22 protein-coding genes and 1 pseudogene are annotated in these 26,970 nt (G+C 71.4%); 19 read left to right on the forward strand and 4 right to left on the reverse strand.

Features of this window, described 5'->3' with window-relative positions; translation table 11 throughout:
- Positions 1–219 precede the first annotated feature (219 nt).
- Both ACIQUT_RS29805 and ACIQUT_RS29810 read left to right on the forward strand, forming a co-directional pair.
- Positions 220–2,469: an MMPL family transporter gene (locus ACIQUT_RS29805; RefSeq protein WP_403567285.1), complete on the forward strand. Its 2,250-nt coding sequence runs from the start codon at positions 220–222 to the stop codon at positions 2,467–2,469.
- Between the two features lie 39 nt (positions 2,470–2,508).
- Positions 2,509–3,063, forward strand: coding sequence for a GNAT family N-acetyltransferase (locus ACIQUT_RS29810; protein WP_403567287.1), 555 nt, complete (start codon positions 2,509–2,511; stop codon positions 3,061–3,063).
- Positions 3,064–3,107: 44 nt separating this feature from the next.
- Here the strand turns inward: ACIQUT_RS29810 and ACIQUT_RS29815 are convergent, their stop codons facing one another.
- Positions 3,108–4,373, reverse strand: coding sequence for an ATP-grasp domain-containing protein (locus ACIQUT_RS29815; protein ID WP_403567289.1), 1,266 nt, complete (start codon positions 4,371–4,373; stop codon positions 3,108–3,110).
- Positions 4,374–4,899: 526 nt separating this feature from the next.
- On the opposite strand from ACIQUT_RS29815, the gene ACIQUT_RS29820 reads away from it, so the two are divergent.
- From ACIQUT_RS29820 to ACIQUT_RS29875, 12 genes and pseudogenes are all read left to right on the forward strand, one after another.
- Entirely contained in the window at positions 4,900–6,042 is a 1,143-nt protein-coding gene (locus tag ACIQUT_RS29820; RefSeq protein WP_403567291.1) for an FAD-dependent oxidoreductase, read from the forward strand.
- Complete coding sequence (locus tag ACIQUT_RS29825; RefSeq protein WP_403567293.1) at positions 6,039–6,662, forward strand: hypothetical protein; 624 nt, start codon at positions 6,039–6,041, stop codon at positions 6,660–6,662. The genes ACIQUT_RS29820 and ACIQUT_RS29825 overlap by 4 nt, the downstream gene beginning before the upstream one ends.
- A 2-nt stretch (positions 6,663–6,664) precedes the next feature.
- The gene (locus ACIQUT_RS29830) at positions 6,665–7,453 is read left to right on the forward strand and encodes an aldo/keto reductase (RefSeq protein ID WP_403567295.1); all 789 of its coding nucleotides are present in this window, start codon (positions 6,665–6,667) and stop codon (positions 7,451–7,453) included.
- Complete coding sequence (locus ACIQUT_RS29835) at positions 7,453–8,730, forward strand: condensation domain-containing protein (protein ID WP_403567297.1); 1,278 nt, start codon at positions 7,453–7,455, stop codon at positions 8,728–8,730. The genes ACIQUT_RS29830 and ACIQUT_RS29835 overlap by 1 nt, the downstream gene beginning before the upstream one ends.
- A gap of 57 nt (positions 8,731–8,787) precedes the next feature.
- Complete coding sequence (locus ACIQUT_RS29840; protein ID WP_403567299.1) at positions 8,788–9,036, forward strand: phosphopantetheine-binding protein; 249 nt, start codon at positions 8,788–8,790, stop codon at positions 9,034–9,036.
- 74 nt (positions 9,037–9,110) lie between these two features.
- Positions 9,111–10,628 carry an AMP-binding protein gene (locus tag ACIQUT_RS29845; protein WP_403567301.1) on the forward strand — a complete coding sequence of 506 codons (1,518 nt, stop codon included), beginning with the start codon at positions 9,111–9,113 and terminating at the stop codon, positions 10,626–10,628.
- A 23-nt stretch (positions 10,629–10,651) separates the two neighbouring features.
- A complete protein-coding gene (locus tag ACIQUT_RS29850) occupies positions 10,652–11,815 on the forward strand; it encodes a hypothetical protein (RefSeq protein WP_403567302.1) in 1,164 nt (387 codons plus the stop codon).
- On the forward strand, positions 11,808–13,067 hold the full coding sequence (locus ACIQUT_RS29855; protein WP_403567304.1) for an MFS transporter: 1,260 nt from the start codon (positions 11,808–11,810) through the stop codon (positions 13,065–13,067). The genes ACIQUT_RS29850 and ACIQUT_RS29855 overlap by 8 nt, the downstream gene beginning before the upstream one ends.
- 43 nt (positions 13,068–13,110) lie before the next feature.
- A complete protein-coding gene (locus ACIQUT_RS29860) occupies positions 13,111–14,304 on the forward strand; it encodes an argininosuccinate synthase-related protein (RefSeq protein WP_403567306.1) in 1,194 nt (397 codons plus the stop codon).
- A gap of 200 nt (positions 14,305–14,504) precedes the next feature.
- Entirely contained in the window at positions 14,505–14,657 is a 153-nt protein-coding gene (locus ACIQUT_RS29865) for a hypothetical protein (protein WP_403567308.1), read from the forward strand.
- A gap of 80 nt (positions 14,658–14,737) precedes the next feature.
- Positions 14,738–15,332: pseudogene (locus tag ACIQUT_RS29870) on the forward strand (ATP-binding protein); the annotation flags it as partial.
- A gap of 259 nt (positions 15,333–15,591) precedes the next feature.
- Entirely contained in the window at positions 15,592–16,191 is a 600-nt protein-coding gene (locus ACIQUT_RS29875) for a LuxR C-terminal-related transcriptional regulator (protein WP_403567310.1), read from the forward strand.
- Here ACIQUT_RS29875 and ACIQUT_RS29880 read toward each other — a convergent pair.
- From ACIQUT_RS29880 to ACIQUT_RS29890, 3 genes are all read right to left on the reverse strand, one after another.
- A complete protein-coding gene (locus tag ACIQUT_RS29880; protein WP_403567312.1) occupies positions 16,154–16,333 on the reverse strand; it encodes a DUF6191 domain-containing protein in 180 nt (59 codons plus the stop codon). The two genes, ACIQUT_RS29875 and ACIQUT_RS29880, sit on opposite strands and share 38 nt — an antisense overlap.
- 41 nt (positions 16,334–16,374) lie before the next feature.
- Entirely contained in the window at positions 16,375–17,670 is a 1,296-nt protein-coding gene (locus ACIQUT_RS29885) for a PQQ-dependent sugar dehydrogenase (protein WP_403567314.1), read from the reverse strand.
- A gap of 120 nt (positions 17,671–17,790) precedes the next feature.
- A complete protein-coding gene (locus ACIQUT_RS29890; protein WP_403567315.1) occupies positions 17,791–18,798 on the reverse strand; it encodes an aldo/keto reductase in 1,008 nt (335 codons plus the stop codon).
- 72 nt (positions 18,799–18,870) lie between these two features.
- Here ACIQUT_RS29890 and ACIQUT_RS29895 point away from each other — a divergent pair, with 72 nt between their 5' ends.
- The 5 genes from ACIQUT_RS29895 to ilvC all read left to right on the forward strand — a co-directional run bounded on the left by ACIQUT_RS29895 (position 18,871) and on the right by ilvC (position 26,810).
- On the forward strand, positions 18,871–19,818 hold the full coding sequence (locus ACIQUT_RS29895; RefSeq protein ID WP_403567317.1) for a 2-hydroxyacid dehydrogenase: 948 nt from the start codon (positions 18,871–18,873) through the stop codon (positions 19,816–19,818).
- A gap of 273 nt (positions 19,819–20,091) precedes the next feature.
- On the forward strand, positions 20,092–23,046 hold the full coding sequence (locus tag ACIQUT_RS29900) for a putative bifunctional diguanylate cyclase/phosphodiesterase (protein WP_403567318.1): 2,955 nt from the start codon (positions 20,092–20,094) through the stop codon (positions 23,044–23,046).
- A 204-nt stretch (positions 23,047–23,250) separates the two neighbouring features.
- Positions 23,251–25,137 carry an acetolactate synthase large subunit gene (locus tag ACIQUT_RS29905; protein WP_403567320.1) on the forward strand — a complete coding sequence of 629 codons (1,887 nt, stop codon included), beginning with the start codon at positions 23,251–23,253 and terminating at the stop codon, positions 25,135–25,137.
- Between the two features lie 31 nt (positions 25,138–25,168).
- Positions 25,169–25,693, forward strand: coding sequence for an acetolactate synthase small subunit (ilvN, locus tag ACIQUT_RS29910; protein WP_403567321.1), 525 nt, complete (start codon positions 25,169–25,171; stop codon positions 25,691–25,693).
- A gap of 115 nt (positions 25,694–25,808) precedes the next feature.
- The gene (gene ilvC, locus ACIQUT_RS29915) at positions 25,809–26,810 is read left to right on the forward strand and encodes a ketol-acid reductoisomerase (RefSeq protein ID WP_403567323.1); all 1,002 of its coding nucleotides are present in this window, start codon (positions 25,809–25,811) and stop codon (positions 26,808–26,810) included.
- Positions 26,811–26,970: the final 160 nt, after the last annotated feature.

The following is a 26,970-nucleotide window of genomic DNA, read 5'->3' on the forward strand; positions in this document are numbered from 1 at the left end:
CGCGCACCGCGCACCTCCGCCCGGTTCCCGCCGGCGCTGTGACGATGCACACGAAACGGGCCAACGATCACGAAACGCTGCGATCGTGACGTGGCAGAACATCTCGGCCCGAGCCCGGAGCGACCCTCCCGGGCCCTCGGCCGTGCCTTCACGAGTTCCGGCGTTCTTTGCGTCGGGCGGCCTCCCGGTAAAGATCCGAACCCTCAGGGAGCACGTCCCTTGGCAGCAATCGCACGGTGGTGCATGCGGCACCGACTGGTGGCCGTCCTGATCTGGCTGCTCGCCCTCGGCGGGACCGCCACGGCAGCCGTCACCGCCGGAACGGCGTTCTCCAACGACTACGAGGTCCCCGGCACCGAGTCCAGCCGGGCCCACGCACTCCTGCGCGAAGGCTTCCCCGGCCAGGGCGGCGACACCGACACCGTGGTCTGGCGGACCCCCGCGCACCAGACGGCCCGCACCCCCGCCGTCGAGGAACGCATGACCCGGGCCCTCGCCGCCATCGCCGAGCTGCCCGGCGTCGGATCGGTCGCCGGCCCGTACGGCCCCGGCCCCGAGAACGCCGCCCGGATCAGCGCCGACGGGCGCACCGCGTACGCCGTGGTGTCCTTCGACCGGCCGGCCGACGCCGTGCCCAAGGCGCAGGCCAAGGCCGTCGTCGACGCCGCCAAGAACGCGGCCACCGAGGCGGACGGCATGCGGGTCGAGCTCGGCGGCCGGGCCATAGGCCTGACCGAGGCGCCCACGGCCCACCTCGCCGAGGCCATCGGCGTGGCCGTCGCCGCCCTGGTCCTCTTCCTCGCCTTCGGCTCGCTCGCCGCGAGCACGCTTCCCATCGCGACCGCCCTGGTCAGCGTCGGCACCGCCTACTTCGGCATCACCCTGCTCGGGCACGCCATGGCGGTCGCCGACTTCGCCCCCATGCTCGGCACCCTCGTCGGACTCGGCGTCGGCATCGACTACGCGCTGTTCATCGTCACCCGGCACCGCAAGTCCCTCAAACGGGGCGTTGCCGTCCACGAGGCGGCCGAACAGGCGGTCGCCACCACCGGCCGGGCCGTCGTCTTCGCCGGCGCGACCGTCTGCATCGCCCTGCTCGGCATGCTGGTCCTGCGGCTGAACTTCCTGGGCGGCGTCGCGATAGCCGCCTCCCTCACCGTGGTCCTCACCGTCGCCGCCTCGGTGACACTGCTGCCCTCCCTGCTGTCGTACATCGGCATGCGCGCCCTCTCGCGCCGCGAGCGCCGCCGGCTCGCCGAGCACGGCCCGCAGCCCGAGCTGCCCACCGGGTTCGCCGCCCGCTGGTCCGCCTTCGTCGAACGGCACCCCAAGCTCCTCGGCCTGGTGGCCGTCCTGGTCATGGCAGGGCTGGCGCTGCCCACCCTCTCGCTCCACCTGGGCACCTCCGACCAGGGCAACAACCCGGAGACCTCCACCACCCGGCAGGCCTACGACCTGCTCGCCGAAGGCTTCGGCCCCGGCGTGAACGGCCCGCTCTCGGTCGTCGCCCGCCTCGACGGGGCCGGCGACCGGCTCGCCGTGGAGAAGCTGGCCGAGTCGCTCCGCTCGGCCGAAGGCGTCGCCTCCGCCGGACCGGCGGTCTTCAACCGCAGCGGCGACACCGCCGTGGTGACCGTCATACCCGACTCGTCCCCGCAGTCCCGGGACACCAGCGACCTCGTCACCGAGCTGCGCGAGGACGTCATCCCGCGCGCCGCGCACGGCAGCACCATGGAGGTCCACGTCGGCGGCGTGACCGCCGGCTACGACGACTTCGCCGACGTCATCGTCGGCAAACTGCCCCTCTTCGTCGGGGTGGTCATCGCCCTCGGCTGCATCCTGCTCCTGCTGGCCTTCCGGTCCATCGGGATCCCCCTCAAGGCCGCGGCCATGAACGTCGCCGCCGTCGCCTCCTCCTTCGGCGTCGTCGTCGCGATCTTCCAGTGGGGCTGGGGGAGCGAGCCGATGGGCCTGGGCAGCGCCGGCCCCATCGAGCCCTTCCTGCCGGTGATCATGGTGTCGGTCCTCTTCGGACTCTCCATGGACTACCAGGTCTTCCTGGTCAGCCGGATGTACGAGGAGTGGCTGGAGACCGGCGACAACCGGCGGGCCGTCCGCGTCGGCCTCGCCGAGACCAGCCGGGTCATCAACTCGGCCGCGGTCATCATGATCTCCGTCTTCCTCGCCTTCGTGCTCAGCGGCGACCGGATCATCGCGATGTTCGGCATCGCCCTCGCCGCTGCCGTGGCACTCGACGCGTTCGTCCTGCGCACCCTCCTCGTCCCCGCGCTGATGCACATGCTCGGCGGCGCCAACTGGTGGCTGCCCGCCTGGCTGGACCGCGTGCTGCCCAAGATCAGTATTGAGCCGCCGGATTCCCTCCCGCATGCGACACTTCCCGCGCAGCGGACCGGCGCGGAAGCCGCCACGAGCGAGGACGGCGTCGAGCCCGCTGCGCCCTCCCGGTGATCCGGCAACCCGCCGCACGAGACCCAAGGACGTAGCCGCATGTTCTCGATACCCCTCGCCGACGATGCCCACCTCTTTTCCCTGGAGGCCTGGCACGCGGAGGAGTTCCTGGCCCACATGGACCGCGGCCGGGAGTACATCGGCGAGCACATCGCCCTGGCGGACGTCGTCACGGACCTCGACACGGCGCGCGGATTCCTGTCCGACTACGCGCAGAAGACGGCCGCCGACGGCGGACGCATCTACGGCATCCGCGACGGCGGCACCCTCGTCGGCGGCGTCCTGTTCCGCACCTTCGACGCCCGGACCGGGACCTGCGAGGTCGGCTGCTGGCTGGAGCCGACCTCCGCCGGCCGGGGCCTGGTGACCAAGGCCTGCCGCGTGCTGCTCGACTGGGCCTTCCACGAGCGCGGCATGCACCGCGCCGAGTGGTATGCCTCCTCCGCCAACAAGAAGAGCCTCGCCGTCGCCGAGCGCCTCGGCATGACCCGCGAGGGCGTCCTGCGGCAGAACCAGCCCCACCACGGGATCCGCCAGGACACCGAGGTCTGGGCGGTCCTGGCCCACGAATGGCCCCCGGCCCCGACGGCCTGACCCGCGCCGCCACCGCGGGCGGGGGATCCGCAAGGGCGCCGAACCTACCGGCCGCCCTCGGGGCCGTCGGCCGGAGTGATGTCCACGGCCATGTCGGCAACGGCGGCCGTCAGGGACCGTTCGCACTCCTCCATCGTCCCGGCGGAGACGAGCACGTAACCGCAGCGGGCCATGTAACCGCGGGGTGGGAGCGCGACGGCCGTGCCGGGGGCGAGCAGGGTGCCGGTGTCGACGAGGTTCGGGTGCGCCGCCCGGATCGGCAGTGAGATTCCGTTGAACACCCCGTCGCGGTCGGCGTACGCGATCTGGTGCGCGGCGGCGCGGCGGCGCGTCCTCTCCAGCGGCAGAGGCTCTCCACAGGCGACCGCGGCGGCGATCCGCGCCGCGTCCAGACCCATGGCCAGCTTGGCGAGGTGGGGTACGAAGTCGCCCGCCAGACGGCCGTTGACCTCGACGATCACAGGCCCGTCCGCGGTGAGCCGGACCTCCGTGTGGGTCATCCCGTTGCGGATGCCGAGAGCGCTGTGTGCCGCCTGCAGCATGGAGACGAGCGCTTCGTCGGCCGGCAGAGGGTCGGCCGCGTCCATGCTCTGGCCGGTCTCCTCGAAGAAGGGTTCCGGGCCGAAGCGCTTGCGCACGAGGAACAGCGGCGTGATCACGCCGTCCACGATGGCGCTGTCCACCGCGACCTCGGGACCGACGAGGAACTCCTCCACCAGGGCCCCGCCGCCGTGCCGCTGCGCGCCGTCGCGGGCGGCGGAGGCCGCCACGGAGAATCCCGCCGCCATCTCCTGCGCGCTGCGGACGAGAACCACGCCGACACTGCCCGCGAGGCCGCGCGGCTTGAGCACCACGGGATAGCCGAAGTCCGCGCCGATCGCCTCCGCCGCGTCCGCGGTCGGGGCGAAGGCGAAGCGCGGCTGCCGCAGGCCCGCGTCGGTCAGCAGGCGCCGCGACCGCTCCTTGTCACGGCAGTTCTCCGCGACTCCCCGGCCGAGCGAGGGCAGGCCCAGCATCTCCGCGACCTGGTTCGCGGCGGGCAGGAACATCTCCTCGAACGTCAGGACTCCGCGGATCCTGACGGAGGAGGCGAGGCTGCGCACGCAGTCGTGGAGGAACGAGAGGTTGGTGCTCACCTGGGCGGCGTTCAGCCGGGGCAGTGTGGTGTGGCCGGCCGTGTACTGCTTCTGCCAGGTGGGCTCCTGGTCCGATATGAGCCAGATGTTGTCGTCTGCGAGCGACTCGAACAACTGCTCCCGGTATTCCCGTGTGCCGCTGCCGATGATGAGCAGGTGTCCGTCAGCGGACATGGATGAGTTCCCCCTGTCGAAATTCGGACAACAACGACTGATGTCCTGAATCGCTTCATTCTGTCCCGGCTCAGGGGCGCCCGAAAAGGTCGGAGTGCGCGCCGTCCGGACACTTCAAGCCAGCCCTATGCGAATTCGCCATCCAAGCCAGAAAGTTGAATTGCCAATTCCGTTTATTGAGGTGAACGGGCCGGTGTGGATGGTGAAGCTACCACGCTCTCCGGCCGGTTCTGACCTGTGGGTGGGGATTGCTCGTGTGATGTGACGGGTGGCCGGCCGCTGCTGCGCGGTTGCGGAGAAGGTCGAGGTCAGCATGTGCCGTTCATCGTTTGGAAACCTTGATCTTTCCTGTACGTTAACTTCTGTTCATCATGTCGTCGATGACGGTTTCCCGGGCTGCGCGCTCCGGTGCCAAGTTTTCCTGGCTCAATTCCCGCCGTTCCGCGGTGGTGGATGCCGCCTGCCGCCTGACCAGTGGCCGTGGCGCCCGCATCGACTTCTGTGACTATTCATTGGGGGAATCCATATGCATTCCACGCTCCGCTTCGACGTCGTCGTGGTCGGTGCCGGGTTTGCTGGTCTGATGTGCGCGGACAGGCTGTCGCGGCTCGGGTACCGGGTGGCGATCGTGGAGAAGGCCGAAGCGACATTGGCGGGCACGAGCAGCCGGAACGAGGGATGGCTGCACGCCGGCACGTACCACGCCCTCTCGATCCCCCAGCGCCGTGAGGCCATGGCAGTGGCGAAGCGCTGCCGCCTCGGCTGGGAGGAGATCCAGAGGCGGTTCCCCGAGTGCGTGGAGGTGGAGAAGGGCAAGGCCGTCGCCATCGTCCCGGAGTCCTCGCTGGCCGAGTCGCTGAGCCGCTGGGAGGAAGCGCAAGTGGGGCACACCCCCCTGACGCCGACCCAGTACGAGCAGCTGGACGGATACGTCAGTATCGGACGGGACGAGGCCGCGTTCTCGGTCGACGACACGGGGATCAACACGCGGATGCTGGCCGCCAGCCTGTTGTCCGAGCTGCGCACCCGCGGTGTCCGGGTCTTCCTCGGCGCCGAGATCCTCGGACGGGCCGACGGCTTGCTGCGCCTCCACGCACACGGCGAGACGCACGCACTGGAGCACCGGTTCGTCGTGTGCGCCGCCGGCTACTCGACGGAGCGCGCCTGCGCCCAGCTCGGCCTGCCGCCGACACCGGTCCGCCTCTGGCGCAGCCACCTCGTCACGCTGCCCCGGGTCGCCCCGCTCTCCGTGTTCGGGGTGGCCGCGCAGCAGGCAGCGATGATCAACCACGGCGCATGGAGCATCATCGGCTTCAACGAGGACGCGACCGTCGTCGACGCACCGACGTTCGAGGTCGACCCCGCCGTGGCCGACCGGTTGGAGGAAGCCGTCCGCCGGCGCTTCCCCGCGGCCGACATGAAAGCGACGCGGCGCACCGCCTGCGTCAAGGTGGACTACGCGCCCGACGCGAACAGCGCCCGGTCGCTGAACGTCCGGATGCTGCCGGTGACGGGCGACGCCGTGGTCGTCCTGCCGGGCAAGATGACGGAGGCGCCCTTCAGCGCGAACGTCGTCGCCAGCCACGTCTTCGACATGCTGGGCCAGGGCAGCGTGACCGGGCGGCCCATGGACTCGTACGAACTCGTCGGGCAGGCAGCCGTCCGATGAATGCCACGGCACACGAACGGATCGACGAGCACCGCCGCCGCCACGGATTCCGCACCGTCGCCGAAATGGCGGAACTCGCGGAGACGAACACCTTCTTCGACCTCGGCTCGACCTTGATCGCCAAGGAAGCCGAGATCGGGCCGGGCAACACCTTCTACCCCGGTGTCATCGTCCGCTGCGACGGCGGCGCCTGCACCATCGGACGGGACAACACCTTCTTCCCGTCGACCCTGCTCCTCGCGGAAGCCGGCGGCCGGATCACCATCGGTGACGGATGCACGTTCGGACCGGGCGGTGTGCAGTTCAAGGCCAACCGGCCCGGGACCGATCTGCAGGTCGGCGACCGTGTCCGCGTGCTCAACGGAGCCGAGGTCGTCGGCTCCAGCACGCTCGGCAGCGGTTCCCAGATCATCGGCGCCGTAGCGGCGCAGAGCGTGTCGCTCGCCGGGGGCGACGACTTCGAGGGGCCGGACCCGGACACCCGCGGCGCCGTGCTCAAGGGCTTCGGCCTCGCCCGGGGCATTCGCCTCGGCGTGGGCGATGTCGCCAACGGAGCCGGGGACTTCGCCGCGGCACCCGTCGAACGCCAGCTTTCCTACCACCCGAGGGCCACAGGATGAACGTGCCGGACACCGTGCCGCACCCGGAAGACACCCCCCGGCTCGAGCTGGGACTCGGGCTCATCGGCATAGGCCGGCCCTGGCCCCGCGACGAGGACGCCGTCTGCTCCGTCGAGCAGGCGTGGACACTGCTCGATCAGGCCATCGGACTGGGCATCCGCTTCTTCGACACGGCAGCAGCCTACGGAAGCAGTGAGCGCGTCCTCGGCGAATACCTCCGCACCATCCCCGGGGAACAGCGCGCGGAACTGCTGATCGCCACGAAATGCGGTGAGGTGTGGCCCAAAGCCGAGGCCGACGCCGTCGACCACTCGATCGGTGCCCTGGAGGCCAGCTTCGACCGGTCGGCCGGGCTGCTGGGCCGGATCGATCTGCTGCAGCTGCACAAGTGCACCGTGGACGACATGCGGGACGACTCCCTCCTCGCATGGTTCACCTCGCTGAGAGCTGCCGGGCGGGTGGGCGCCATCGGCGTCAGCGTCTCCACTCCGGAGGCACTGCGTGCTGCGGTGGCAACGGAGGTCTTCGACACGGTCCAGTTCCCGGCGAACCAGTCCGGCACGGTGCTTTCCGAAGCCTATGCCCAGGAGAGCACCGGCTGTTTGCCGCTCCTGAACCGGCCGATGGCATCCGGAGCACTCGCGGACTCGCCCAACCCGTTCCGGTTCCACGCGGACACGTTCCGCCGTGGGGTCGTCCTGACCGGCACCACGAACACGGTCCACCTCGCCAGGAACAAGGCCCTCTTCGACGAGGCGGTCGCGGCCGTGCCGTCACCCAAGGAGTTCTGATGACCGCCGATCACACCCAGGAGGCCGCGGTCCCCCTGCACCCGCTCACGACGCAGCAGCGGACGATGCTCGAATTCATCGGCGGCCGGGTGGACTCGTACTACCTCATGACGGAAGCGTTCGTGCTCACCGGCGAACTCGACGTCGCTGCCCTGCGGGCCGCACTGGGCAACGTCCTGGACCGGCACGATGTGCTCCGTGCGGTGTACCCGCCGGACCGCGATGGCTACGCCGTCGCCGGCACGGGTGCGGAGCTGATCGGCACTGTCTGGACCGAGGCCCGCGACCGCGCGTACACCTCGGCCGACGAAGCATTCGCGGCCGGCCTGGAGGAAGCGGCGCGGCCGATGCGGCTCGACAAGGAGCCGCCGCTCCGCGTCTGGCTGAGCTCCCTCGACGAGGACACGACCGCCGTGATCGTCTGCGGACACCACCTGGTGTTCGACGCATGGACGTTCATGCTGTTCTACGAGGACCTGGCTGCGGAGTACCGCGGCGTACGGGCAGGCGGCAGCGTGCGGACCCGCCCGCGCCAGTACGCCGAGGCACAGGCCGCCCCGGACCCGGCCGCCCTCGAAGGCTGGGGAGAACTTTTCGACCGCGGCTACCGGGCCATCCGTGCACTGGACGCCGCCGCCGAATCGCCGAAGGGCCCAGGCGCTGTGCACCGCCGGAGCTGGGCAGGACTGTCCGCGGGGGTCGCGGCGGCGGCCAGGCATTTCTCCGTCACCCCCTTCGCCATTGCGTCCGTCGCGATGCTCCAGGCACTCGGGGACACCTTCGGGGACTCCCAGACGATGTTCGGCTCCGCCTACGCGGGCCGTACCACGGCGGCCGCCACCGGGGCCGTCGGCTACTACTCGACGACGCTGTTCGTGGGCGAGGACCTCGATGCCCACGAGCACGTCGAGGATCTGATCGCAGCCGTCAGCGGCGGACTCCGCCGCTGGTACAACGCGCCGCGCATCCAGTGGGAAGACCACCTGGCCCGATACGGGGCGGAAGACCTCTACCCCGTGAAGTTCGCCTTCCAGCCAGCCGAGCTGACCGAACGGCAGCTCAAGCTGCCCGGACTGCAGACCCGGAAGGTCAGCCCGGCGAAGAAGAGCCTGTCCGCACGCCGGCCGGTCAACTTCATCGGCTCCTACGACGACGACGCGGTGACCGCCACCGTGATCGTCCGCTCCGACGCCCTCGGCGAGGAGCAGGCGGCCCGCCTCGTCGACGGCTTCGGGCAGCGCCTCGAAGCGCTCGCCGCCCTCGCCGTCACCGACTGAACGCACCCGAACCACACTTGCCTGCCCGCCGCGGCAGGCCGAACAAGGAGAGCACGCATGGCATCCGACCTGGACATCATCGAGAAGGAAATCGCGGAGCTGTGGGCCGAGTCCCTCGGGCTCGACAGCGTGGGTGCCGACGAGGACTTCTTCAACCTCGGAGGCAGCTCCATCACGGCGATCCGTCTGCTGCCCGTGATCGCCGACCGCTTCGGGGTCGAGCCGAGCATCGGGGTGGTCTTCGACAACCCGACGCCGCGCGGCATGGCCGCCGCCCTGACAGAACTGGGCGCCCGCGTCCTCTGACCGGCAGGTACGACCGACCGACGGGTACCACCGACCGACAGGTACCCGTCCCACGAGCGCAACGGGGGATCCACTTGACCGCGCACCAGCGCGTACCGTCATCCGGCGGACATTCCGTTCTCGGCCATCTCGACGCAGCCGTCGCCGCCCATCCGGACCGGCCGGCCATCGAGACGTCCGCCGACGGCATCACGTATCGCGAACTCGCAGCCAGGGTCGAGCGCACAGCCGCCCGGCTGACCGCATCGGGCGTCCGGCCGGGGGACCGGATCGTCCTGAAGGGCGAGCGGACGGCCGTGTTCGTCATCACCCTGCTCGCGGCGTGGCGGGCAGGGGCCGTTCCGGCCCCGGTCGACGGCGGGCATCCCCCTGCCAGGATCCGCGCGTACGAGACCGCGGCGCAGGCCCGGTGGACCGCTTCCTCCGACCTCGGCGCAGACGGCAGCACCGGACCGGACCTGCAACGGCACGATGGGGACTGCCCGGAACAGGACCGCGCGGAAGGGCCGGAAGACAGCACCCCGGATCCGCTGAGCCACATCCTGTTCACTTCCGGGACTACGGGCCGGCCGGCCGCCGTGGCGGTCACCGACGGGCCGCTCCGCTCCATGGCCCACTGGTACGGGAGCAAGTTCGCCCCGCGGCACGACGACCGGGTCGCGCTGCTGGGCGGCCTGGGCCACGATCCGCTGCTGCGGGACGTGACGGCCGCCCTCATGGGCGCAGCCACACTCGTCATTCCCGAGCAGGCCGTGCTCCAGGTCCCCGGACGGCTGGCCCAGTGGTCGGCCGCGACCCGTCCCACGATCCTCCACGCCACCCCCGCACTCATCGAGTTCGGACTCCTGAGCGGCCCGGAACCGGACGCCGGCACGGCAGGGCCGCGCCTCATCCTGTCCGGCGGCGCGCCGCTCTCCCGCGGACTCGCGGCCCGGGTCCTGCTCCGCTGGCCGTCAGCCAGGCTGCTCAACGTGTACGGGGCAACCGAGACACCGCAGATCGCAGCGGCCCACGAGGTGCGTCCACCGGTCTGTGCCGAGGGGACGGACGGGGATCTGCTTCCCATCGGCACCGGTGTCGCGGGCGCATCGGTCGTCCTCGGACGCGAACTGCCCGGTACCGCGGCCGCAGCCGACGAGATCGTCGTACGCAGCAGGAGCCTTGCCGTCGGCTATGTCGGCACAGAGCGGTCGAACGACCGGTTCATGCCGGACCCGGCGGGCGAACCCGGCTATCGCGTCTACCGCACCGGGGACCTCGGCACGCGCGGCGCCGACGGGGAGCTGTACGTCGCCGGCCGGGCCGACCGGCAGGTGTCGGTCAACGGCCACCGGGTCGCCCTGGAGGAGGTCGAGGCCGCTGCCCTGCGGCACCCGGCGGTCGCACACGCCGAGGCGACCTTCCGCACGGGACCACTCGGAGACGTCCTCGCGCTCCAGGTGGTGGCGGGCGAACCGGAGGCGGTCACCGCACCGGAGCTCCGCCGGCACCTCTCCGCCCAACTGCCCGGACACGCAGTTCCCTCGGCCGTCCGGTTCACCGAGGCGGTTCTGGACGCGAATCACAAGATGCGTCTCTCCCCGCGCAGCTGACCCGCCGCCGAAGAGGTACCCCAGTGAACGATCTAGAAATTCTGAGGTTCGAGCGGATCGAAGAGGTCCCGGCCCAGGTGTGGGCCGACCTCTCGCACAGCCGCTCCCTGTTCACCTCGCGCGGCTGGAGTCTGACGCTGCGGAGCTCGAACGACCGTGTGCCCGTGGAGTTCTGGGCCGTCCGGGATGCCGGCGGCTGCCTGCTCGGCATCCCGGTGCACATCTACCCCGAGGCCCCCGCCCGCTACACGTACGATGTGTGGTCACTGCACCGGCGCGACCTCGTCCCGGCTGCCGGGAGCGACCACCGGTCCCGCCCGCACGTGCTCATCGGTACGCGCAACGGCCAGCACAACGGCTTCGTGTCCTCGGGCCGTCCCTGCGACGGGGCAGCAGGCAAGCTGCTGACCGCCATCGCGGACGCCCACCGCTCGAGTGTGGTGGGCATGCTGTACCTGGACCGCGAACTGATGCGGGCGCTGACCGCCGAGCTCCCGGACTGGGACGGCTACTTCGTCGACGCGGCGGGCGAACTGGCCGTCCCGGCCGCGGGGTCGGGCATCGGGTCCTTCCTGTCCACCGTTGCCGACAGCCGCGCCCGGGGGCGCATCCGCGCCGAACTGCGCGGCGTCGAGGACGACCCCGTCGACAGGATCGAGGACGCCGCGGCCATCGAGCGGCTGGCCCCGGTCCTGGCCCCCCTCCTGGCAAACCTCCACCGGCGGCACGGACAGCCGGCCGACGAGGCGAGCATGGCCTCCTACATCCGGGCGACCGCCCACTCCGGCCTCCAGCCGCAGCTGTTCCTCACCGGCGGGACGACACGGCCGAAGGCCTTCTCACTGGCCGTCCAGGACGAAAACCTCATGTCGGTGCGGGTCACCGGCTTCGACTACGAGAGCCTCGGCGAGCGGCCGAAGGAGTATCCCCGGCTGCTGATGTACGAGCCGCTGCTGTACGCCATGCGGTCGGGCGTGGGCGTCATCGACCTCGGCACCGGCGCTCTCTTCGCCAAGCTGCTGCGCGGAGCCCGGGCCGTGCCGCTGTACAGCCTCGTGAGGCTCCCCGACGGCCTCCCGGTGGAGCGGGTGCCGGGCGGTGACCGCGCACGCCTCGCGGACATCAGCGCGACGATTCCCAAGCTCTCTGCGGAATCGATCTCACATTGGGCGGTCGACCATGACTAGCACCACCACGGCCCCGGAGACGCCCGTTGGCTGGGGAGCATTCAACCGCTACTGGGTGAGCCAGTCATTCGCCCAGGCCGCGGGGCAGGTGCTCAATGTCGGCTTCCCGTTGCTGGCGGCCGAATTCCTGAAGCTGCGGCCGTCGGAGGTCGCCGCCACGACAGCGCTCCAGTTCATCCCGTACCTCGTCATCACCCCGATCGCCGGCCTGATCGTCGACCGGGTCCACCGGGTCAGGCTGGTACAGCTGTCCCACGCGGTCCGCGGACTGCTCCTGTTGGGGGCGGGACTGCTGGCAGGGGCCGGCCACCTCACCGCGCCCGTGCTCTGGGGCACCGTGCTGCTCGCCGGCGCGCTCAACGCCCTGGCCAGCGTGGGCACCATGGCGCTCGTTCCCGACCTTGCCCCCGAGGGGGGAGTGGCGAAGGCCAACAGCAGGCTCCAGCTGTCCATGTCGGTCACCCAGGTGATCGGGCCCTCCCTCGCGGGCCTTCTGCTCGCCTTCTCGGGCGACCTGGTGCTGTTCGCCATCGCCGCGGCCTTCGCCTTGGCCGCGGTGATGATCATGCGTACCCGTGTGCCCCGGGTAGCGGACACGGACCGGACGAGGGAGCCGTGGCTCCGGTCGTTCGCGGCAGGAGCACGCTTCGTCCGGCAGACCACGACCCTGTGGGTGCTGCTGCTGCAGATGACCCTGTTCAACTTCTTCGAACAGGCGGTGATCACCCTCTTCATGCTGTTCGCCCTGCGCGACCTGGGGCTGACCTCGGCACAGGTCGGCCTGGTGCTCGGAGCGGGGGCCGTCGGTTCCGTCGTCGGCGCCGCCGTCGCCCCCAGGTTCAAGACCGCGAAGGGAGTGACTCAGATCCTGATCCTGTCGATCGGACTCGCCTCCGTCACCCCGGTCCTCCTGCCCCTCATCCCGCAAGGTTCGACCGTGCTCGCCATGGTCATGAGCAGCATCACGTTCTGCTTCTACGGATTCGGGCTCACCGTCTTCAACGTCCACTCGAACACGATCCGCCACGAGCTCGCCCCGCGGGAGCTGCAGGGCCGTCTCGCCGCCGTCTTCCGTACCAGCGCCTTCTCCTCGGTGGCCCTGGGCGCCGGGTTCGCCGGCGTCCTGGCCGAAGCGCTCTCCCTGCGGACGTCCATCGCGTGCGCCTGTCTCGGACTGATCCTCTCCTTCTGCCTGTTCACGCTGCTGCTCACCCGTACGCAGCGTGATGCCCGCGTCACCACACGGACGTAACCACCCTGTTCATCCGTTCCGACGCCGACCCGGAAAGTGTCCCGTGCGCCATCAAGGAAAACTCATCCGTTCGTTCCGCCAGCTCAGGACCGACGTCCTGGCACCGGACTTGCCCATCGTCACCCTGTTCAGCGGCGGCCTCGACAGCAGCTATCTGTTGCTCAGGCTCAAGAACGCCGGCTTCCGCAACATCCACGCCGTCAGCGTCGACCTCGGTGAGGACGAAAGCAGCCAGGAGAAGCAGCAGATCGCCGACGCGCTGGGTGCGACGCTCCACATCATCGACGGGCGCCAGGCCTTCGCCGGCGAGTTCGTCCGCGCCGCCATCAGCGCGCAGGCCGTCTACCTCGGCACCCACCCGGTCAGCTCGACCCTGAGCCGCCCGCTCATCGCCCGCTTCGCCGTGGACCTGGCACGGAACCTGGGCGCGGCAGCCATTCTGCACACCGCGAACCGGTCACAGAACACCCTGCGCCGCCTGAACGGAGCCCTCGCCCTCCTGGGCTTCGACGGCCGGTACGGCAGCCCGTACGACCTCGACCCCGTCGACCGCGACGAGAAGATCCAGGAGCTCAAGGAAGCCGGCCTGGATCGGATGAGCGAGCGCATCGTCAGCGGGGACTCGAACCTGTGGTGCCGCGAGTTCGAGTCCGGCATCCTCGACGATCCCGAGGACCACGCCGTCCCGGAGTACATGTACCGCTGGAGCGCAGTGGGTGCGCCCGACGCCTCCGACACGGTCGAGGTGCGCTTCCGGGAAGGCGTTCCCACGGCCGTCGACGGTGTGGAGATGCCTCTCCTCGACGTGATCGAACACCTGAACGGGCGGGTGGGGGCGTTCGGGCTCGGCCGCTACAGCGGCCTCGAACACCTCGACAACGGCGAGAAGGTGCTGGAGATCCGCGAGATGCCGGCGGCATGGCTGCTGCTGCGTTCCTACCGCCACCTGGAGACCGCCGTCCTCGGCGCGGAAACGATCCGGGAGAAGATGCACCTGGAGCAGCTCTGGGTGCGCGAAGCCCTGGAAGGCCGCTGGTTCGGCGAGCTGCGCGGCGCCCTCCAGTGCTTCATGGACACCTGCGCCCTGCGGGTTACCGGCACGGTGCGCTGGAAGCTGACGCCCGGCACGGCGGAGACCCGCGCGATCGTGGCCGACGACCCTCGCTACCTGAGGGACAGGGAGGCGTGGGAAAAGCAGTCGGTCCTCACGGAGAACGAGCCCTACGCCATGGCTTAGGCGCACGCCATCCGCCGGGCTGGCCGGTCTGCGGTGAGCGCGGCCTCGGGATCCGTCCGGCCGGACCCAAGGACCCGCGCCCCTCATGGATGCGGCATCCTCCCGATGTGCTGGCACCACCCGGCGGGCGAGACTCGGACCACACCGAACGAGGTGACCGAGAATCCGCAGCCCGGGAGAACAGTACGTTCGAGTAGGAGATGGCCGCCGCCCGCCGCGCCGACCTCATCCGCGAGGCCGACCGGTACCGCCGGATCCGCGAGGCCGAGGAGGCGCACCGCGCCTCTTCGCGCGGCCAGGACCATGAAGGGCCGGTGAGCAGAAACCGGAGCCGCTTCGTCCGCGCCGCGTGAACGGCGCCGCCCTCCGAGGTGACCGGCGCACCGGCCGCGACACGGCGATATCGGGTGCCGCCGGCCAGGAGTCCTGTGCGATGCTCGGCGGCGTGGAGAGCAGGACTGTCAGCCCGGTGTCGGTCGGCCGGGCCGGCGAACTGGGCGTCCTCGCCGACGCATTGGGGCGCGCCGCCGACCGGGAGCCCCAGGCGCTGCTCATCGGGGGAGAGGGGCCGGAGTCGGAAGGACCCGCCTCACCGAGGAGTTCCTCGGCGAGGCGGCCCGCAGTGGTGCCGTGGTCGCCGTCGGAGGCTGCGTGGAAATCGGGACGGAGGGGCTGCCCTTCGCCCCGTTCTCGACCGCCCTGCGCACCCTGCACCGGCTGCTCCCAGGGGAGTTGGCGGCCGCGGGCGCCGGCCAGGAGGACGAACTCGCCCGGATCCTGCCCGAACTCGGCGACACGCCGCGCGGCCCCCCGACGAGGAAAGCACCGCCCGGCTCTTCGAGTTGACGGCGCGGATGCTGGAAAGACTCGCCGCCGACCGCACCGTCGTCCTCGTCCTGGAGGACCTGCACTGGGCCGACACTTCCACCCGGCACCTGCTGTCCTACCTGTTCCGCACACTCACCAGCGGCTGGCTGGTCCTCGTCGCCACCTACCGCGCGGACGACGTCCACCGCCGCCACCCGCTGCCAGCCCCAGCACCGCATACCGCTCTTCCGCCTCGCCATCGGCATCGACGCGGGGGAGGGCCGCATCGCCGACGTCCGCACGGAGACCGCCGCCGCGATCGACTACGGCTTCCCGCTCGGGCAGCACCGCTACGCCTGGCCGCTGCTGCTCGCCGCCGCCTCCGCCGAGGCGGACGCCCGGGGACTGCCCGTCGCCGACGCCGGACGCGAAGCCGCCCTGGCCGCCCTGCGCGCGGTCGCCCGCACCCTGGCCACCCCCGTGCCCGTGTGGGTCGCGCACGCCGAGTTCTTCCGCGCCGAGCTGCTGCGCGCCGAGGCCGGGGACACCGTCGCCCACTGGGCCGAGGTGGAGGAGGCCGTCCGCCCGCTGGAGCGTCCGTACCTGCTGGCCCGCGTCCGCCACCGGCTCGCCGAGGCGACGCTGGCCGCCGGCGGCGACCGGGAGCCCGCGACCACCCTGCTCCGCGAGGCCTACGCTACCGCCGGGCAACTCGGCGCACGCCGGCTGCGCGAGGACCTGTCCCTGCTCGCCCAGCGCGCACGACTCCCGCTCACCGCGACCGACACCCCCGCGGCCGGCACCCCCGCGACCACACCTGCCCCGGACGCCGACCCGGTCGAGGCCCTGGGCCTGACCAGCCGCGAACGCGACGTCCTGCGGCTGGTCGCGGCGGGCCACAGCAACCGCCAGATCGCCGAGGAGCTCTTCATCTCCCCGAAGACGGCCAGCGTGCACGTGTCGAACATCCTGGCCAAGCTGGGCGTCGCCGGCCGGGGCGAGGCGGCCGTCCTCGCGCACCGGCTGCGCCTGTTGGGGTCCGTCACGGCTGCGGCGGGGGCTCCTCCTCGACGCGTATGAGCACCTTCCCGGAGTCCAGGTCTATGGGACCCCGTCCCGGATCGCCGTCGCTCACGTCGGTCCGGGACAGCTCCAGCCGCTTGCGCTCCTCGTCCGTGTGCTTGCGTCCCGGGTTGAAGAGCTCCTCGAACATGTTGAACACGTGCCCACCCCTCCTGCCGCCCCTCCCCGCAGGGCGTGCCGTCACCGCACCGTCAGTGTCAGGATCCTGTCGTCGCCGGCCTGCGGCGATCCGCGTCCGTCCGTCTCGCTCGTCACCAGCAGCAGCCTGTCCCCGCCGAGGGCGATCACCGAGCGCAGCCGGCCGTACTTCCCCTCCAGGAAGGCTTCCGGCGCGGCCGCCGGCACAGCCCCCGCCATCGGGATCCGCCACAGCCGCTCGCCCTTCAGCCCGGCCATCCACACCGAGCCCTGCGCCCAGGCGATCCCGCTCGGCGAGGCCTCGTCCGGTCTCCACACCGCCACCGGGTCGCGCAGGCCAGGTCTGCCCGCCTTGCCCTCCGCCTCGGGCCAGCCGTAGTTCCCGCCGGGCTCGATCAGGTTCAGCTCGTCCCAGGTGTGCTGGCCGAACTCGGAGGCCCACAGCCGCTTGTCCTGGTCCCAGGCGAGGCCCTGCACATTGCGGTGCCCGTACGAGTAGACGACCGAGTCGGCCTCGGGGTTGCCGTGCACCGGCTTCCCGTCCGGCGTCATCCGCAGGATCTTGCCGCCCAGCGACTTCCTGTCCTGCGCGAGCCCGGGGTCACCGGTCTCCCCCGTCCCCGCGTACAGCATCCGGTCCGGGCCGAAGGCGATCCGGCCGCCGTTGTGGAAGACGCCCTTGGGGATGCCGCGCAGCACGGTGTCCGGCGCGCCCAGCTGCTGCCCGGGGTCCCGGTGCTCGTCGTACCGCATGCGGGCGATGCGGTTGTCCGACGCCGTCGTGAAGTAGGCGTACACCATCCGGTCCGAGGCGAACGACGGGGACACCGCCAGGCCCAGCAGGCCGCCCTCGCCGCCGGGGTCCACCCCCGGCACCTCTCCGATCTGCGTCACCTTCCCCGATTCCGGGGCGACCCTGCTGATCGTGCCCTTGTCCCGCGAGGCGACCAGCAGGTCCCCGTCGGGCAGCGGGGCCACCCCCCACGGGGAGGCGAGGTCCTTGGCGATCTCCCCCGTCACCGTCACCGAGCCCTTGGCCGGCGGCCCCGGGCTCTGCGCCGCACCGGACGCGCCGCCCGTCGAGCCCGAAGCCGACGCGCTGGGCGCGCCCCGCGGTGGCGAGCTCCCCGGCGCGGCCCCGGGGCCGCCCGCCGGACTGCACCCCGCCGCCAGCAGGACCGCACACCCCGCCAGCAGCGCGCCGGCCGGACCCCCGCGGCCCCGCCCCAACGCCCCACGGCCGGCCCCGCCGTCGAGCCCACCGCCGTACGCCCCGCCACCGGCCCCGCCGCCGTACGCCCGGCCGAACCGGTGTCCGTCCCACCGCCGCTGTCGCATCGCCCTGCTCCCCTCCGGTCCGCGCGACCGCCCTCCGCGATCGTGCCCGTCATCCGTCTCAACAGACAGCGCGGCCCCCGAAGTTCCGCCACTCGTACACCCGATCGAGTGGTTGTGGGTTCAGTCCCAGGCCCCCACCGCCGCCGGCAGCGCGGCGATCTCGGCCAGGTCCCCGGCCGTCAGCCGCACCTCGGCGGCGGCCGCGTTCTCCGCAGCCCAGGTCGCCCGGTCCGCCCCCGGCACCGGCACCACCTGCGGCCCCTGCGCCAGCACCCACGCCAGCGCCACCTGCGCCGCCGTCGCCGCGGGCCCGTGCCGCCGGGCCACCCGCCGCAGCCCCGCGATCAGCACCTGGTTCGTCGCCATCGCCTCCGCCGTGAACCGCGGGTGCCGGGCCCGGACGTCCTCCCACTCGAAGCCCTCCCCCGGGGTGAGCGTCCCGGTCAGGAACCCGCTGCCCAGCGGCATCGCCGCCAGGAACCCCACCCCGCGCGCCGCGCACCACGGCAGCAGCTGCCGCGCCGCCTCCGGCGACCACACCGACAGCTCCGCCTGCACGGCGCTGACCGGGAACACCTGCTGCACGCGCTCCAGGTGGCGCAGCGTCGTCCGGTACTCCCGGTCTCCCCGCCGCCCCGCTCCCGGCCCGGCCCCCGCACCCAGCGCACAGAACCCCAGCGCCCGCACCTTCCCGGCGCCCACCAGTTCCGCCATGGCCCCCCAGGTCTCCTCCACCGGGACCTCGGGGTCCACCCGGTGCAGCTGGTAGAGGTCGATCACGTCCGTCCGCAGCCGCCGCAGCGACGCGTCGCAGGCCCGCCGCAGGTACTCGGGCCGCCCGCAGGCCACCACGTGCTGCTCGCCCGCCCGCAGCCCCACCTTGGCCGACACGAAGGCCTCGGCCCTGCGCTCCCGCAGCACGCGCCCCAGCAGCAGCTCGTTGGTGAAGGGCCCGTACAGGTCCGCCGTGTCGAGCAGGCTGGCCCCCAGGTCCAGGGCCGTGTGCACCGCGGCCAGCGACTCCTCGCCGCGCCGCCGGGAGGGCGCGTACGCCCAGCTCATCGGCATGCACCCGAGCCCGACGGCGCCCACCGCCAGCGCCCCCGCCCCGATCGACCTGCGCTCCACCCGTGTGTCCCCCTCACATCCGGCCATCAAAGTAACGGGTTGATCAGGATCCCTTGGCATAGCCTCGTGATCATGACTGCAAAGACCCCGGACGTGTGGCTCCCGTTCCCCGCGGAGCAGGTCGAAGGACTCCCCGACTCCTTCCGCTACCACCACTGGGACGGCGAGGAGACCTTCCCGGCCGACCCGGCCGCCTGCACCTTCTACGTCACCCCCTACATGAAGTCCGACGAGGTCACCCTGCGCCCGCTGGCGGCCATGCCCGACCTGGAGGTCGTGCAGACCCTCACCGCCGGCGTCGACCACGTCCTCGGCGGCCTCGACCTGCTGCGTCCCGGCGTACGGCTGTGCAACGCCCGCGGCGTCCACGAGGCGAGCACCGCCGAGCTGGCGCTCACCCTGACCCTCGCCTCCCTGCGCGGCATCCCCGGCATGGTGCGCGGCCAGGACGGCGAGCAGTGGCTCTCCGGCTTCTACGACGCCCTCGCCGACAAGTCCGTCCTCATCGTCGGCTACGGATCCATCGGCGCGGCCGTCGAGGACCGGCTCGCGCCCTTCGAGTGCGCGCGGATCACGCGGGTCGCACGCTCGGCGCGCACCACCGTGCGCGGCCCGGTCGAGGGACTCGCCGACCTGCCCCGGCTCCTCCTGGAGGCCGACGTGGTGATCCTGTCCACGCCGCTGACCGACGAGACCCGCGGCCTGGCCGGCTCCGACTTCCTGCAGCGCATGAAGGACGGCGCCCTGCTCGTGAACGTGGCGCGCGGCCCCGTCGTGGACACCGCCGCCCTGCTGGCCGAACTGGAGTCGGGCCGGCTGCGCGCCGCGCTCGACGTCACCGACCCGGAACCGCTGCCCGCCGGCCACCCTCTGTGGCATGCTCCGAACGTCCTGATCACGCCCCATGTCGGCGGCAGCAGCTCGGCGTTCGAGCCGCGGGCCAAGCGCCTGGTGGCCCGCCAGCTCACCCGGTTCGCCGCGGGGGAGCCCCTGGAGAACACGGTCCTGATCACCGACTGACCCACCGACCGACACGCTCCGCATCCGTCCGGATGCGCACAGTGGCATCAACTCCCCATGTGGTCACGGAGAGTAGGCCATCTATGTCCCTGAGTGACGAAAGTGGTGTATCGTCCGGGAACAAGGGGCTGCGCCACGAACGTCTGGCGCTGGGATGATCGGACACTTTGGGGGGCGACGGGCGATGCACGGCCAATGGACGAAGGATCCGCTGCGGTACAGCCGCCGGGGGCGACGATGGGGTGCGCCGGAACCAGCCGGCGAGGGGGACCGGTGAGTGCACAAGGGGCGGCCCTGCCGGTCCGGCAGGCCGCCTCGAACGGGGGCAGAAGCCTGGCGATGCAGCTGCTCCTCGCCGTCGTCAGCGCCGCATACGCCGTCGGCGCCGCCCTGGGCTGGGGCTCCGAGGAACTCGCCGAGATCATGGGCGACTTCGGGCTCAGTGCGGCCGCGCTGCTCGCCGCCGTCTCCTGCTACACCTACGCGCGGACCATCGACAGCCGCGAGCGCCCGGCCTGGCTGCTGTTCGCCTTCTCCTCCCTCATGGGCGCCTGCGGCAACGCCGTCTGGGGCTGGTACGAGGTGATCCTCGGCGTGCCCATGCCCAAACCCTCCCTCGCCGACGTCGCCTTCCTCTGCTTCGCCCCGCCCGCCATCGTCGGCCTGCTCGTCCTCGCCAAGCGGCCCGTCACCCGGGCCGGCTGGGTCTGCCTCGCGCTCGACTCCTGGCTCATCGGCGGGTCCCTGCTCACCCTGTCCTGGAGCCTGGCCCTCGCGAACGCCGCGCGGACCGCCCAGTCCGGCACCTCCGGCAGCGTCCCGCAGGCCGCCTTCTCCCTCGCCTACCCGCTGCTCGACATCGCCCTCGTCTCGATGGTGCTCGTCCTGCACTTCCGGCGCTCGGAGATCAACCGCTCCGCCGTCAACACCGCCATCGCCGCCCTCGCGCTGACCGTGCTCAGCGACGCCCTGTTCACCTCGCCGCTGCTCAGCGCCGGCTACCAGTCGGGGCAGCTGCTCGACGCCGGCTGGTTCGCCGGCTCGCTGCTCCTCGCCTACGCGCCCTGGGGCGCCCGGCGCCTGCCCGCGGCCGCCGGCACCCCCGGCCCCCCGCGCGCCGAGCGGTCCGTCAGCCGTCCCATCACCGGCTCGCTGCCCGCCCTCACTCCCTACCTCGCGGCCGCCGTCTGCACCCTGGGGATCCTGTACAACGTCGTCGACGGCCGGAAGGTCGACCGGGTGGTCGTCCTCACCGGCTGCACCGTCGTGCTCGCCCTCGTCATCCGGCAGGGCATCATGCTCCTCGACAACATCGCGCTGACCCAGGAACTGGCCCAGAAGGAGAACCACTTCCGCTCCCTGGTCCAGGGATCCAGCGACGTCATCATGATCGCCGCCCCCACCGGGACCCTGCACTACGTCAGCCCCGCCGCCGCCGGGGTGTACGGCCGCGACGCCGAGGAACTCGTCGGCACCGAGCTCGCCAGCCTCATCCACCCGCACGACCTCGGCCGCGTCGTCCACGAGGTGCGCCGCTTCCTCGCCTCGCCGCCCACCGAGGAACCCACCACCCGGATCGAGTGCCGCTTCAAGTCCGGCAGCGGCGAGTGGCTCAACGTGGAGTCCACCGTCAACCGCCACCAGGGCGGCCTCATCCTCAACAGCCGTGACGTCACCGAGCGGGTCCGCCTCCAGGCGCAGCTCCAGCACAGCGCCGAGCACGACCCGCTGACCGACCTGCCCAACCGGGCCCTGTTCACCCGCCGGGTCCGCCAGGCGCTGAGCGGCCGCCGCGCGGGCGACCACAGCACCGCCGTGCTCTTCATCGACCTCGACGGGTTCAAGGCGGTCAACGACACCATCGGCCACCAGGCCGGCGACGAACTCCTGGTCGAGGCCGCGCGCCGGCTCCAGGACTCCGTCCGCGCCGGGGACACGGCCGCCCGCCTCGGCGGCGACGAGTTCGCGGCGCTCATCCTCGGCGACGGCAGCCGCGACCGCAGCGCCCGCGAGTACCAGGTCCACGAGATCGCGGACCGGCTGCGCGCCACGCTCGCCCGGCCGTACCGGATCGGCGGGAGCGAGGTCCGGGTCGCCGCCAGCATCGGCGTGGCCTTCGCCGACCCCGGCATCACCCCTTCGGACCTGATGCGCAACGCGGATCTCGCGATGTACCGGGCCAAGGCCGGCGGCAAGGACCGGGTCGAGCTGTACGTCCCCCAGATGCAGGACGAGGTCGTACGCAAGGCGGAGCGGGCGGGCCGGCTGCGCACCGCACTCCACGACGGCGAGTTCGCCCTGCTGCACCAGCCCGTGGTCTCGCTGGAGACCGGCGAGGTCACGGCCGCGGCGGCAGTGGCCCGCTGGCGCTCCACCCGCGGCATCCTCTTCACCCCGGCCGAGTTCTTCCGGATCGCCGACCACCGGGGGGCCCCGGCGGCGGCCCGCCCGGACGGCCCACCGGGCCCACCCGGCCCCGCGGGCCCCGCGGCCGGGTCCCCCGCCCCCGCCCGCGCCGAGGAGCTCGGGCGCTGGGTACTGGAGCAGGCCGTCGCCCAGGCCGCCGAACGGCACCGCGCCGGACACGGCGTACAGGTGGCCGTCCGGACGAGCGCCCAGCGGCTGCTCGACCCGGGGACACCGCCGGGCGCGGCCGACGTGGCGATGTCCCCGGGCTTCGTGGAAGCGCTGCTGGGCCGGCACGGGCTGCCCCCCGGCGCCCTGGTGATCGAACTCGCCGACAGCGACCCCAGAGTCCCCTTCGATGAGCTGGAGCGCCGCCTCGCGGCCCTGCGCCGCCTCGGCGTCCTGGTGGCCCTGGACGGCTTCGGCAGCGGCTATGCCGCCGTCAGCGCCCTGCGGCGGCTGCCGGTGGACGTCCTGAAGCTCGACCGGGGCCTGGTCGAGGGCGTGGTCGAGTCCGCCCGCCTCCGCAAGATCACCGCAGGCCTGTTGCGCATCGCAAATGACCTGGGCATGCAGTCGGTGGCCGAGGGGGTGGACCTGCCCGAGCAGGTCCTGGCCCTGCGCGCCATGGGGTGCACACACGGCCAGGGACTGGCGTTTTCCGGCCCCCTCGACGAGTACAGGCTGCGCCGGGCGCTCGTGCGCGGTACGTTCCCAGTACCGGGCGGGGCGGTCCAGCCCGCCTTGGCCGGTGGTTCGTCCGGGGGCTCGATGGCCATCCGGAGAGGCTCACATAATGAGACGCCCGTCCCACCCACTTGACATCGCCCTCCCGCCGGAGGGAGGGTCAGTGCCATGCGCACCCGAATTCTCGTACTTGGAAAGCGCGTCGGCTGAAGCCGGGACCCCTACATCCCCGCTCCGTGCACCCGACGCGCTCCCCTCGCTTGCCATCCGGCACGAGGGGTTTTTTGTTGCACTGGCACACCTTCGAACCGTCGTAAAACCCTCAGCTTCGAGAAGAGAATGCCGATGACCGAGCAGGCCTCCGGGGCCCAGCATCCGCAGCCGCGGCCCCGTTCCGGCGGAGCACAGCCCGCCGCAGTTGAGCACGTCACGGGTGCCCAGTCCCTCATCCGCTCTCTCGAAGAGGTGGGGTGCGACACCGTTTTCGGCATTCCGGGCGGAGCGATCCTCCCGGCGTACGACCCGATGATGGACAGCACCAAGGTCCGCCACATCCTGGTCCGGCACGAGCAGGGCGCCGGCCACGCCGCGACCGGCTACGCCCAGGCCACCGGCAAGGTCGGCGTCTGCATGGCGACCTCCGGCCCGGGCGCCACCAACCTGGTCACCCCGATCGCCGACGCCCACATGGACTCCGTCCCGCTCGTCGCCATCACCGGCCAGGTCTCCTCCAAGGCGATCGGCACCGACGCCTTCCAGGAGGCGGACATCGTCGGCATCACCATGCCGATCACCAAGCACAACTTCCTGGTCACCAAGGCCGAGGACATCCCGAGGACGATCGCCGAGGCGTTCCACATCGCCTCCACCGGCCGCCCCGGCCCCGTCCTCGTCGACATCGCCAAGGACGCGCTGCAGGCGAAGACCACCTTCTCCTGGCCGCCGAGCCAGGACCTGCCCGGCTACCGGCCGGTCACCAAGCCGCACGCCAAGCAGATCCGCGAGGCCGCCAAGCTCATCTGCCAGTCCAAGCGCCCCGTCCTGTACGTCGGCGGCGGCGTGATGAAGTCCGGCGCGACCGCCGAGCTGAAGGTCCTCGCCGAGCTGTCCGGTGTCCCGGTCACCACCACCCTGATGGCCCTGGGCTCGTTCCCCGACAGCCACCCGCTGCACATCGGCATGCCCGGCATGCACGGCTCGGTCACCGCCGTCACCGCCCTGCAGAAGTCCGACCTGCTGATCGCGCTCGGCACCCGCTTCGACGACCGCGTCACCGGCAAGCTCGACAGCTTCGCGCCCTACGCCAAGGTCATCCACGCGGACATCGACCCCGCCGAGATCGGCAAGAACCGCGAGGTCGACGTCCCGATCGTCGGCGACGCCCGCGAGGTCATCGCCGACCTGATCCAGGCGCTCCAGGCCGAGCACACCGAGGGCAACGCCGGTGACTACTCTGCCTGGTGGAAGGACCTCAACCGCTGGCGCGAGACCTACCCGCTGGGCTACGAGACCCCCGACGACGGCATGCTCTCCCCGCAGCAGGTCATCCAGCGCATCGGCGAACTCGCCCCGGAGCACACCGTCTTCGCGGCGGGCGTCGGCCAGCACCAGATGTGGGCCTCGCACTTCATCGACTACGAGGAGCCCCGCACCTGGCTGAACTCCGGCGGCGCCGGCACCATGGGCTACGCGGTCCCCGCCGCGATGGGCGCCAAGGTCGGCATGCCGGAGCGCACCGTCTGGGCGATCGACGGCGACGGCTGCTTCCAGATGACCAATCAGGAACTGGTCACCTGCGCGCTGAACGACATCCCGATCAAGGTCGCGATCATCAACAACGGCGCGCTGGGCATGGTCCGTCAGTGGCAGACCCTGTTCTACAACCAGCGTTACTCCAACACGGTGCTGCACGCCGACGAGACCGGCCACGACACGGTCGGCTCCCAGGTCGGCGAGTCCACCGCCCCCCGCAAGGGCACCCGCGTCCCGGACTTCGTCAAGCTGTCCGAGGCCATGGGCTGCGTGGCGCTGCGCTGCGAGGACCCGGCGGACCTGGACAAGGTCATCGCCGAGGCCAACGCGATCAACGACCGGCCCGTCGTGATCGACTTCATCGTCCACGAGGACGCCATGGTGTGGCCGATGGTCGCCGCCGGCACCTCCAACGACGAGGTCATGGCCGCCCGGGGCGTCCGTCCCGACTTCGGCGACAACGAAGACGACTGAGCCGAGAGAGCCGAGAGAGAGAACGCCTCACATGTCCAAGCACACGCTCTCCGTCCTGGTCGAGAACACACCCGGCATCCTCGCCCGGATCGCCGCCCTGTTCTCCCGCCGCGGGTTCAACATCGACTCCCTCGCGGTCGGCGTCACCGAACACCCCGACATCTCGCGCATCACCATCGTCGTGAACGTCGAGGACCTCCCGCTGGAGCAGGTGACCAAGCAGCTGAACAAGCTGGTCAACGTGCTCAAGATCGTGGAGCTGGAGCCGTCCGGTGCCATCGAGCGCGAACTCGTGCTGGTGAAGGTCCGGGCCGACAACGAGACCCGGTCCCAGATCATCGAGATCGTCCAGCTGTTCCGCGCCAAGACGGTCGACGTCTCGCCTGAGGCGGTCACCATCGAGGCCACCGGCGGCGCCGACAAGCTGGGCGCCATGCTCAAGATGCTGGAGCCGTTCGGCATCAAGGAACTCGTCCAGTCGGGCACGATCGCCATCGGGCGCGGCGGACGGTCCATCACGGACCGCAGCCTGCGCGCCCTCGACCGCAGCGCCTGACCGTCCGTCCGGAGGCCCGCGCCTCTTTGCCTCTCGCATGGCGAGACCAGGAAACTTCGTCCACGTTCCCCGCCGTACGGTGGGAGCAACACCAGCGCACCAAGGAGATATCCCAGTGGCCGAGCTGTTCTACGAGAACGACGCCGACCTGTCCATCATTCAGGGCCGCAAGGTCGCGGTCATCGGCTACGGCAGCCAGGGCCACGCCCACGCGCTGTCGCTGCGCGACTCCGGCGTCGATGTCGTCGTCGGCCTGAAGGAGGGCTCGAAGTCCAAGGCCAAGGCCGAGGAGCAGGGCCTGAAGGTCCTGCCCGTGGCGGAGGCCGCCGAGTGGGCGAACGTCATCATGATCCTGACGCCGGACCCGCTCCAGGCCGAGATCTACGAGGAGTCCGTCAAGGACCACCTGAAGGAGGGCGACGCGCTCTTCTTCGGCCACGGCTTCAACGTCCGCTACGGCTTCATCAAGCCCCCGTCCAACGTGGACGTCGCCCTGGTCGCCCCGAAGGGCCCGGGCCACCTGGTCCGCCGCCAGTACGAGGAGGGCCGCGGCGTTCCGTGCATCGCCGCCGTCGAGCAGGACGCCACGGGCAAGGCCTTCGACCTCGCGCTCTCCTACGCGGCCGGCATCGGCGGCACCCGCGCCGGCGTCATCAAGACCACCTTCAAGGAGGAGACCGAGACCGACCTGTTCGGTGAGCAGGCCGTCCTCTGCGGTGGCGCCTCCGCCCTGGTCAAGGCCGGTTTCGAGACCCTGACCGAGGCCGGCTACCAGCCGGAGATCGCCTACTTCGAGTGCCTGCACGAGCTGAAGCTCATCGTGGACCTCATGTACGAGGGCGGCCTGGAGAAGATGCGCTGGTCGGTCTCCGAGACCGCCGAGTGGGGCGACTACGTCACCGGCCCCCGCATCATCACCGACGCCACCAAGGCCGAGATGAAGAAGGTCCTCGCCGAGATCCAGAACGGCGAGTTCGCCAACACCTGGATGGCCGAGTACAAGGCCGGTCTGCCGAAGTACAACGAGTACAAGAAGGCCGACGAGGAGCACCTGCTGGAGACCACCGGCAAGAAGCTGCGCAAGCTGATGAGCTGGGTCGACAGCGAGGAGAGCTGATCGCCCGCGGGGCCGGGACGCCTGCCGTCCCGGCCCCGCGCCGCATTCCGGCGCGCCGACACGCTGACGCGCGGACATGCCGCTGCGCCGCCGCGCCACTACGCCGACACGCCGAGAACATGGACATCCTGTAGTGCGGCTTGTCCACCCCGGCCAAGCT

It is taken from the genome of Streptomyces sp. NPDC090445, assembly GCF_044769385.1.
Lineage (GTDB): Bacteria > Actinomycetota > Actinomycetes > Streptomycetales > Streptomycetaceae > Streptomyces.